Annotated in this window: 1 protein-coding gene and 1 pseudogene; both read right to left on the minus strand. The window is 64.9% G+C overall.

What is annotated here, in order from left to right; genetic code table 11:
* Window positions 1–488: 488 nt before the first annotated feature.
* Window positions 489–1,799, minus strand: a complete 1,311-nt coding sequence (tyrS, locus tag RCJ92_RS15495) for a tyrosine--tRNA ligase (RefSeq protein ID WP_343831391.1) — start codon at window positions 1,797–1,799, stop codon at window positions 489–491.
* Between the two features lie 128 nt (window positions 1,800–1,927).
* Window positions 1,928–2,953: pseudogene (locus RCJ92_RS15500) on the minus strand (AAA family ATPase); the annotation flags it as partial.

The raw sequence follows: 2,953 nt of genomic DNA on the forward strand, positions 1-2,953 counted from the left end.
TAAAAAACACTCAACCACCACACACGGGGGTGCGGGCGATCAAGCAAATAAATGTTTCGTATTCACCAAACAAAAATAATTTGGTATCAACAAACTTGGCACACTATTGAGTTCTCAAACAACAAGCACTTCCGACACCACGAACCACCATCATCTGGCTGGCCGCTTCGCTCCGGAGCAACTTTCCAACCTTACCACATCCCCGACCCGAGTCAAAACGACCCGAACATCCGGTGACCTGCAAAGGAAGGGATTCTCGCTGCCAGGTAAACATCCCGTTTCCGGTGCGTGTTTCCCGCTGGCAACAGATAAAAACTATACGCAGGTTCCACCACCCACGCAAATCGAGGGCTTGTCCGACGAAAACACCGGAATGCCGGGGGAAATCAGGCGCTCTGGGGGCGTAGATGCAGAAAACCGCCGAAAAAGTGCTGTGCTTCACAGACTTTCTCGACGGTTTCTCTGAAATGCTCCTGCGGGGCGGGTGGTTAGCCCTCCAGCTCCAGGACTGCCATGTTCTTCTTGCCGCGGCGGATGATCGCGTAGCGCTGGTGCAGGAAGTCATCAACGCTCAGTTCCGAGTCGATCCCCTGGACCTTGCGGTTGTTCACGTAGGCGCCGCCTTCCCCAACGGTGCGGCGGGCCTCGGACTGGCTCTTGCTCAGCCCGCTGGTCTGCAGCACGTTGAGGATGCCCAGCTCGTCGGCCTTGATCTTGGCCGAGGGCAGCTCGGCGATGACCGCCTGCAGCGTCGGCAGATCGATCTCGCCCAATTCGCCGTTGCCGAAGACCGCGGCCGAGGCGGCGATGACCTTCTCGGTCGCGTCCTCCCCGTGGACCAGGCTGGTGACCAGCCAGGCCAGGGTGCGCTGTGCCTTGCGCTGGTGTGGGCGCTCGGCCACCTCGGTCGCCATTTCCTCAATCTCGGCACGCGTGAGGAAGGTGAAGACCTTCAGCCGGTCGATCACATCGGCGTCCGCGGTGTTCAGCCAGAACTGGTAGAAGGTGTACGGGCTGCACATGTCCGGATCCAACCAGATGGCATTGCCCTCGGACTTGCCGAACTTCGTGCCGTCGGAGTTGGTGATCAGCGGGGTGCCGAAGGCGTGGACGTGCTTGCCCTCGACCTTGCGGATCAGCTCGGTGCCACTGGTCAGGTTGCCCCACTGGTCCGAGCCGCCGGTCTGCAGGGTGCAGCCGTACTGGCGGTGCAGCTCCAGGAAGTCGAAGCCCTGCAGGACCTGGTAGCTGAACTCGGTGTAGCTAATGCCCTCATCGGAGTTCAGGCGGGCGGCGACGATTTCCTTCTTGATCATGGTGCCCACCCGGAAGTACTTGCCGATGTCGCGCAGGAAGTCCAGGGCGCTGACGTTCTGCGTCCAGTCCAGGTTGTTGACCAGGCGCACCGCGTTCTCCCCCTCGAAGGAGAGGTAGCGCGAGACCTGGGACTGCAGGCTCGCAACCCATTCGGCCACGGTCTCCCGGGTGTTGAGTACGCGCTCGGCGCTCTGGCGGGGATCGCCGATCAACCCGGTGGAACCGCCCACCAGCGCCAGCGGCTTGTGGCCGGCCAGCTGCAGGCGGCGCATGTTCAGCAGCTGCACCAGGTGGCCCAGGTGCAGGGACGCCGCGGTCGGGTCGAAGCCGCAATAGTATGTGACCGTCTCATTGGCAAGCGCTTCTTCCAGCGCGGCGTCATCGGTGGAGACGTGGACCAGCCCGCGCCACTTCAGTTCCTGCCAGATGTTATCGAACGACGGATCAATACGTTGTCCCGCGAGGGCGGGATTCTGCTTCATTTCAGACACAACCCCAACGTTAGCAAAATCCGGGCGTGGTGCTCAGTTGATCCGCCCAGATTGCGCCGGAACCCGGACGTGGGATGCGCAACGTGCTCCCGCTGCGCATCCCCATGCCGAAGCGCGGGTCAGTTCACGGCCGCGGCGGCGGCGGTGTCCAGCCCGGCGGGCAACTCCTGGCTGTAGAGCACGTGCAGGCGCTGGGTGGTGCGGGTCATGGCCACATACAGGTCCCCCACCCCGCCGTCGACCTCGCTGATCAGCGCGGCCGGTTCCACGATCAGCACCCCGTCGAACTCCAGGCCCTTGGATTCACGGGCGGAAATCACCACGATGTTCTGCACCATGCCCCCGGAACCGGAGCCGACCCGCTGGCCGTACACCTCGGCCAGCGCCGCACGGTACTGGGCGACCTTCTCCTGCGGGACGATGACCGCCTGCAGCCCGCCCTGGGAGTACTCCAGCTCCCCGGGCAGGATGCGCAGCAGCTGCGGCAGCAGGTTTTCGGCATCGGTGTGGGTGAACAGCGGCGGCCAGTCCCCCTCGCGCACCGCCTGCGGGGTGGTGATGCGCAGCCCGGCAGCCTGGGCGACGGCGGTGGCCGCGTCCGCGATCTGCGCCGGGGTGCGGTAGTTCACCGTCAGCTCCTCCAACCGGAAGCGCTGCCCCAAGAACGGCTCCAGCGCCTCCCCCCAGCTCAGCGCGCCGGAGGCCGCCGAGGTCTGGGCGATGTCCCCCACGATCGTGAAGGACTTCATCGGGCAGCGGCGCATCAGCAGGCGCCACTGCATCGGGGAGAGCTCCTGGGCCTCGTCGACCACGATGTGCCCGTACGCCCAGGTGCGGTCCGCGACCGCGCGTTCGGCGGCGGTCATCCGCGCCCCGGTCTCCTGGTTCAGCCCGGCAACCTGTTCGGCGGTGACAATCCCGTCGATCCCCGCGTTCTTGAGCATCACGTCCATGTTCGCCAAGGCGGCCTTCGCGTTCTCCACGTCCCGGTCGAACTGGGCGGCGTCGGGGGTGTCACGCGGGTCGGTGAACTCCCCGAGCAGTTCCGCGGCCTCATCCAGCAGCGGCACGTCGGCCTCGGTGAACGGCGAACCGGCCGGACGGTAGAGCGCGGCGCGCTCGGCGGCATCCAGGTGCGGGGCGGC

This window comes from Glutamicibacter sp. BSL13 (assembly GCF_052928425.1).

Bases quoted from the DNA above. Each gene is read 5' to 3' on its own strand.
- tyrS (WP_343831391.1), bottom strand. From the start codon at position 1,799: ATGAAGCAGAATCCCGCCCTCGCGGGACAACGTATTGATCCGTCGTTC.